Source organism: Acidovorax sp., from assembly GCF_022763525.1.
Classification (GTDB): domain Bacteria; phylum Pseudomonadota; class Gammaproteobacteria; order Burkholderiales; family Burkholderiaceae_C; genus Acidovorax.
In genome coordinates this window covers 1-6,093 of sequence record NZ_JALEGG010000210.1, presented here as the reverse complement: position 1 = coordinate 6,093, position 6,093 = coordinate 1, and the positions used below count along the sequence as shown (strand labels likewise).

Here is a 6,093-nt window from a genome sequence, read left to right as displayed (position 1 = left end):
GGCACCAGGATGTCCTTGAAGAAGCGCATGGGGCCGGCGCCGTCCACGCGCGCCGCCTCCACCAGTTCGTCGGGCACCGTGAGGAAGAACTGCCGGAACAGGAACGTGGCCGTGGCCGATGCGATCAGCGGCACCGTGAGGCCCGCGTAGCTGTTGAGCATGCCCAGGTCCGACACGACCTGGTAGGTGGGCCCGATGCGCACTTCCACCGGCAGCATCAGCGTGATGAAGATCAGCCAGAAGCAGATGCCCTTGAACGGGAAGCGGAAGTACACGATGGCGAACGCCGACAGCAGCGAGATCGCGATCTTGCCCACGGTGATGACGATGGCGGTGATGAAGCTCACCCACATCATGCGCGCCACGGGGGCGGTGGAGCCTGCGCCCGTGCCGCCGCCGAACAGCGCGTCGTGGTAGGTCTGCCAGAAGTTGCTGCCGGGCACCATGGGCATGGGCACCTGCACGATGTCCTGCGCGGTGTGGGTGGAGGCCACGAAGGCCAGGTACAGCGGGAAGCCGACGATGATCACGCCCAGCACCATGATGAGGTGCGAGAACGCGGTGAGATAAGGGCTGCGTTCAACCATATCAGTACTGGACTTTCTTTTCGACGTAGCGGAACTGGATCACGGTCAGTACGACCACGATCACCATCAGCACCACCGACTGCGCGGCCGAGCCGCCCATGTCCATGGCCTTGAAGCCGTCGTGGTAGACCTTGTAGACCAGGATGGCGGTGTCGCGCCCCGGGCCGCCCTGGGTGGTGGCGTCCACGATGGCAAAGGTGTCGAAGAAGGCATACACCACGTTGATCACCAGCAGGAAGAACGTGGTGGGCGACAGCAGCGGGAACTGGATGCTCCAGAACCGGCGCCAGGGGCCCGCACCGTCGATGGCGGCGGCCTCGATGAGCGACTTGGGGATGGACTGCAGGCCCGCCAGGAAGAACAGGAAGTTGTAGGAGATCTGCTTCCACACGGCGGCGATCACGATCAGCGCCATGGCGTGGTCGGAGTTGAGCATGTGGTTCCAGTCGAAACCAGCCTGGCGCAGCATGTAGGCCACCACACCCAGCGAGGGCGAGAACATGAACATCCACAGCACACCTGCCACGGCCGGCGCAACGGCGTAGGGCAGCAGGAGCGCGGTCTTGTAGACCATCGCGCCCTTGATGATGCGGTCGGCGAAGATCGCCAGGATCAGCGACAGCGTGATCCCGCTGACGGCGACCAGGATCGAGAAGAAAGCCGTGGTCTTGAACGAAGCCAGGTAGCCCGGGTCCTGGAACAGATCCCGGAAGTTGTCAAAACCCACCCATTCCTTCGAAAAACCGAAGGAGTCCTGCATCTGGAACGATTGCACCAGAGCCTGGCCTGCGGGCCAGAAGAAAAAGATGCTGATGATGGCCAGCTGCGGGGCCAGAAGCACCCACGGCAGCCATGCAGAGCGGAATAAAACGCGTTTTTCCATGTCTGGACTCTTAAAAAGAACAACCCGCCTGCCTGCAAAACCCGGGTGGTCTGCGAGGGGGCGGGCTGGTGACAGCGGTCGGCCAGGACGGCCGGGCCGCAGTCAACAGGGGCTTGGCATGGCTTACTTGTTGGCGCGGGCGAAGCGGACCAACTGCTCGTTGCCACGGCTCACGGCAGTGTCCAGGGCTTCCTTGGGCGACTTCTTGCCCGACCAGATCTGCTCGGTTTCCTCGTCGATGATGGAGCGGATCTGCACGAAGTTGCCCAGGCGGATGCCGCGCGACTTGTCGGTGGCTTTGCGGATCATCTGCGTCACCGCCACGTCCGTGCCGGGGTTCTTCTCGTAGAAGCCCGATGCCTCGGTCAGCTTATAGGCAGCGGTGGTCACGGGCAGATAGCCCGTGCGCTGGTGGCTGGCAGCCTGCACCTTGGTGTCGTTCAGGAAGTTCAGGAAGTCGGCCACGCCTTTGTACTCGTCGGCCTTCTTGCCGGCCATCACCCACAGGCTGGCGCCGCCGATGGCGGTGTTCTGCGGGGCGCCCTTCACGTCGGGGTAGTAGGGCAGGGCCGAGATGCCGTAGGCAAACTTGGCTTCCTTGGCCACACGGGCGTACAGGCCCGAGGAGCCCGTCATCATCGCGCACTCGCCCGAGGGGAAGGAGGCGTCCGGCACGTTGCCGCGGCCCTTGTAGACGAAGCTGCCTTCCTTGGAAGCCTTGGCCAGGTTCTCGAAATGGCGCACGTGCAGCGGCGAGTTGACCTGCAGCTGCGCGTCGTTCCCGTCAAAACCATTGTTCTTGGAGGCAAACAGCGTGTTGTGCCACAGCGAGAAGCTCTCCAGCTGCGTCCAGCTGATCCAGCTGGTGGTGAAAGGGCAGCTGTGTCCGCTGGCCTTGAGCTTGGAGGCGGCATCGAACACTTCCGGCCAGGTCTTGGGGGCCTTGTTGGGGTCCAGGCCTGCCTTCTTGAACGCGTCCTTGTTGTAATAGAACACGGTGGTGGAGCTGTTGAGCGGGTAGCTCAGCATCTGGCCGTTGGGGGCGGTGTAGTAGCCGGCCACGGCAGATACATATTCGGTGGGATCGAACTTGAACCCTGCGTCGTTGAGCACCTTGGCCGCGGGCACGATGGCGCCCTTGCTGGCCATCATGGTGGCGGTGCCCACTTCGAAAACCTGCAGGATGTGGGGGGCATTGCCCGCGCGGAATGCGGCAATGGCACCCGTCATGGACTCGTCGTACGTGCCCTTGTAGGTGGGCACCACCTTGTATTTGGTCTGGCTCGCGTTGTATTGCTTGGCGAGGTCATTGACCCAGTCGCCCAGCGCTGCGCTCATCGAATGCCACCATTGAATTTCCACTTGCTGGGCTTGCACCGGTGCGCAGACCGCCAGGGCAATGGCAGCACTCACCGCCAGATGCTTCGTTTGCATGAATATTTCCTCCGAAGATGACAAAAAGCACAACGGCCGGATGCTATGCAGCCGATGTGACATTGATATGTCGTTGTCGCATGAGGCAGATGCGGGCAACAACCGGGAAACCCCTTGAGAATCCCTTGAAGCGGCTGGATTGTGACCCTTTTGTGACAGTGTGTGGCGCATTTGCCGAGGCTTGCAAGGTTTTGTGCAATGCACCATGCTGAGCGCCCGTTTGCCGATCCCTGCCGTGCGGTTCGTTCGCGCTTCAGCGCGCCGGCTGCTTTTCCTTCTTCAACCATCCTTCTATCTGCCATGGCCACCAATTCGCTGGACAAGAACAAGATCAAATTCCTGCTGCTCGAAGGCATCCATTCCTCCGCGGTGGACGTGATCCGTGCGGCCGGTTACACCCAGATCGAAACCGTGTCCGGCGCGCTGGAAGGCGAGGAACTCCAGCGCAAGATCGCCGATGTGCATTTCCTCGGAATCCGCTCGCGCACGCAACTCACCGAAGAGGTTTTTGCCCATGCCAGCAAGCTGGTGGCCGTGGGATGTTTCTGCATCGGCACCAACCAGGTCGACCTGAACGCGGCGCGCGAGCGCGGCATTGCAGTGTTCAATGCGCCGTACTCCAACACCCGTTCGGTGGCCGAACTGGTGCTGGCCGAGGCCATCCTGCTGCTGCGTGGCATCCCCGAGAAGAACGCCGTGGCCCACCGCGGTGGCTGGCTGAAATCGGCGGACAACGCCTATGAGATCCGCGGCAAGACGCTGGGCATCGTGGGCTACGGTTCCATCGGCACGCAGCTGTCGGTGCTGGCCGAGGCCTTGGGCATGCACGTGGCGTTCTACGACGTGGTCAACAAGCTGCCGCTGGGCAACGCGCGGCAGGTGCATCACCTGCACGACCTGCTGGGCCAGAGCGATATCGTGAGCCTGCACGTGCCCGAGCTGCCCTCCACGCAATGGATGATCGGCGCGGCCGAGATCGCGGCCATGAAGCCGGGGGGCATCCTCATCAACGCGGCGCGCGGCACGGTGGTGGAAATCGAGCCGCTGGCCGAGGCCATCAAGGCCCGCAAGCTGCTGGGCGCGGCCATCGACGTGTTCCCGGTCGAGCCCAAGAGCAACAAGGACGAATTCCTCTCGCCCCTGCGCGGGCTGGACAACGTGATCCTCACGCCCCACATCGGCGGCTCCACCCTGGAGGCGCAGGCCAACATCGGGCTCGAAGTGGCCGAGAAGCTGGTCAAGTACAGCGACAACGGCACCAGCATCTCGTCGGTCAATTTCCCCGAGGTGGCGCTGCCGGCCCACCCCGGCAAGCACCGCATCCTGCACATCCACCGCAACGTGCCGGGCGTGCTGTCCGAGATCAACCGCGTCTTCTCGGACCTGCAGATGAACATCGCGGCCCAGTACCTGCAGACCAACGAGAAGATCGGCTATGTGGTGATCGACACCGATGCCGCCTCGTCCCATCTGGCGCTGGACCGGCTGGCGCAGGTGCCCGGCACACTGCGCAGCCGGGTGCTGTTTTGAGGTTGCTCCTGAAACGATAGCTTCTTGCGCTTGTCCACCAAGCGCTGCAGGCCAATTCAGCTTGAAATTTCGCATTCAATGTCCTCGGGGTGGCTGGAGCGCGGGGCCTGGGCCAGCGCATTCAAGGGGCGTGGCATAAAATTCCGGCCCCAAGGCCCGAGGGCGCAACGCGCCCACCCCAGGTAGATCCCCATGAATGTTCCGATAGCGTTGGCTGCCCTGCAGACGCAGGCCGCCGAGCCTGTGCGTCTGCGCGAGATTCCGTACAACTACACCTCGTTCTCCGACCGCGAGATCGTGATCCGCCTGCTGGGCTCCGCCTCCTGGGACGTGCTGGACCAGCTGCGCAAGGAACGCCGCACGGGCCGCTCCGCCCGCATGCTGTACGAAGTGCTGGGCGACATCTGGGTGGTGCAGCGCAACCCCTACCTGCAGGACGACCTGCTGGACAACCCCGATCGCCGCAAGCTGCTGGTGGAGGCGCTCAACCACCGCCTGGGCGAAATCGAAAAGCGCCGCACCCCCGCCGACGATGCCGGGCGTGACCGCCTGGTGGGCGAGCTGGTGGTGGCCGCGCGCCGTGCCGTGGCCGATTTCAACGCCACCTTCGAGCAGGCGGCGCAGCTGCGCCGCCAGGTCCGCAAGACGCTGGGGCGCCTCACGGCCAAGGACAACATCAAGTTCGATGGCCTCTCGCGCGTAAGCCACGTGACCGACGCGACCGACTGGCGCGTGGAGTATCCGTTCGTCGTGCTCACGCCCGACAACGAGGCCGAGATGGCCGGCCTGGTCAAGGGCTGCATCGAGCTGGGCCTGACCATCATCCCGCGCGGGGGCGGCACCGGCTACACCGGCGGCGCGATTCCGCTGACCTGGAAGAGCGTGGTCATCAACACCGAAAAGCTCGAAGCCATGACCGAGGTGGAACTGCGCCGCCTGCCGGGCCTGGACCGCGAGGTGGGCACCATCTGGACTGAGGCCGGCGTGGTCACCCAGCGCGTGGCCGACGCGGCCGAGCGCGCAGGTTTTGTGTTTGCGGTGGACCCGACGAGCGCTGAGGCATCCTGCATCGGCGGCAATATCGCCATGAACGCGGGCGGCAAGAAGGCCGTGCTGTGGGGCACGGCGCTGGACAACCTCGCCAGCTGGCGCATGGTGACGCCCGACGCCCAGTGGCTGGAAGTGACCCGCCTGGACCACAACATGGGCAAGATCCATGACGTGGAGACGGCCACCTTCGAGCTGCAGTATTTCGAGGCCGATGGCAAGACACCGGTGCGCACCGAGCGCCTGAGCATCCCGGGCCGCACCTTCCGCAAGGAAGGCCTGGGCAAGGACGTGACGGACAAGTTCCTGGCCGGCCTGCCCGGCATCCAGAAGGAAGGCTGCGATGGCCTCATCACCAGCGCGCGCTGGGTGGTGCACCGCATGCCCGAGCACACGCGCACCGTGTGCCTGGAGTTCTTCGGCAACGCCAAGGACGCCGTGCCCAGCATCGTGGACATCAAGGACTTCATGTTCGCCGAGCAGAAGCGCTCGGGCGTGCTGCTGGCCGGGCTGGAGCACCTGGACGACCGCTACCTCAAGGCCGTTGGCTACGCCACCAAGAGCAAGAAGGGCAATGGCGGCCTGCCCAAGATGGTGCTGATCGGCGACATC

General features: G+C 64.0%; 5 protein-coding genes. 2 read left to right on the top strand and 3 right to left on the bottom strand.

What is annotated here, in order from left to right; genetic code table 11:
• From MRY84_RS16555 to ugpB, 3 genes are all read right to left on the bottom strand, one after another.
• Positions 1–587 (bottom strand): ABC transporter permease subunit (locus MRY84_RS16555; protein ID WP_291506803.1); only part of this gene is annotated, 587 nt, incomplete at its 3' end.
• A gap of 1 nt (position 588) precedes the next feature.
• Positions 589–1,470 carry a sn-glycerol-3-phosphate ABC transporter permease UgpA gene (gene ugpA / locus MRY84_RS16550; protein WP_291506802.1) on the bottom strand — a complete coding sequence of 294 codons (882 nt, stop codon included), beginning with the start codon at positions 1,468–1,470 and terminating at the stop codon, positions 589–591.
• A gap of 123 nt (positions 1,471–1,593) precedes the next feature.
• The gene (ugpB, locus tag MRY84_RS16545; RefSeq protein WP_291506801.1) at positions 1,594–2,904 is read right to left on the bottom strand and encodes a sn-glycerol-3-phosphate ABC transporter substrate-binding protein UgpB; all 1,311 of its coding nucleotides are present in this window, start codon (positions 2,902–2,904) and stop codon (positions 1,594–1,596) included.
• A gap of 300 nt (positions 2,905–3,204) precedes the next feature.
• Here ugpB and serA point away from each other — a divergent pair, with 300 nt between their 5' ends.
• On the top strand, positions 3,205–4,434 hold the full coding sequence (gene serA, locus MRY84_RS16540; RefSeq protein ID WP_291506800.1) for a phosphoglycerate dehydrogenase: 1,230 nt from the start codon (positions 3,205–3,207) through the stop codon (positions 4,432–4,434).
• Positions 4,435–4,626: 192 nt separating this feature from the next.
• Positions 4,627–6,093: DUF3683 domain-containing protein (locus MRY84_RS16535; RefSeq protein WP_291506799.1), on the top strand; the 1,467-nt coding region annotated here is incomplete at its 3' end.

Bases quoted from the DNA above. Each gene is read 5' to 3' on its own strand.
- ugpA (WP_291506802.1), bottom strand. From the start codon at position 1,470: ATGGAAAAACGCGTTTTATTCCGCTCTGCATGGCTGCCGTGGGTGCTT.
- ugpB (WP_291506801.1), bottom strand. From the start codon at position 2,904: ATGCAAACGAAGCATCTGGCGGTGAGTGCTGCCATTGCCCTGGCGGTC.
- serA (WP_291506800.1), top strand. From the start codon at position 3,205: ATGGCCACCAATTCGCTGGACAAGAACAAGATCAAATTCCTGCTGCTC.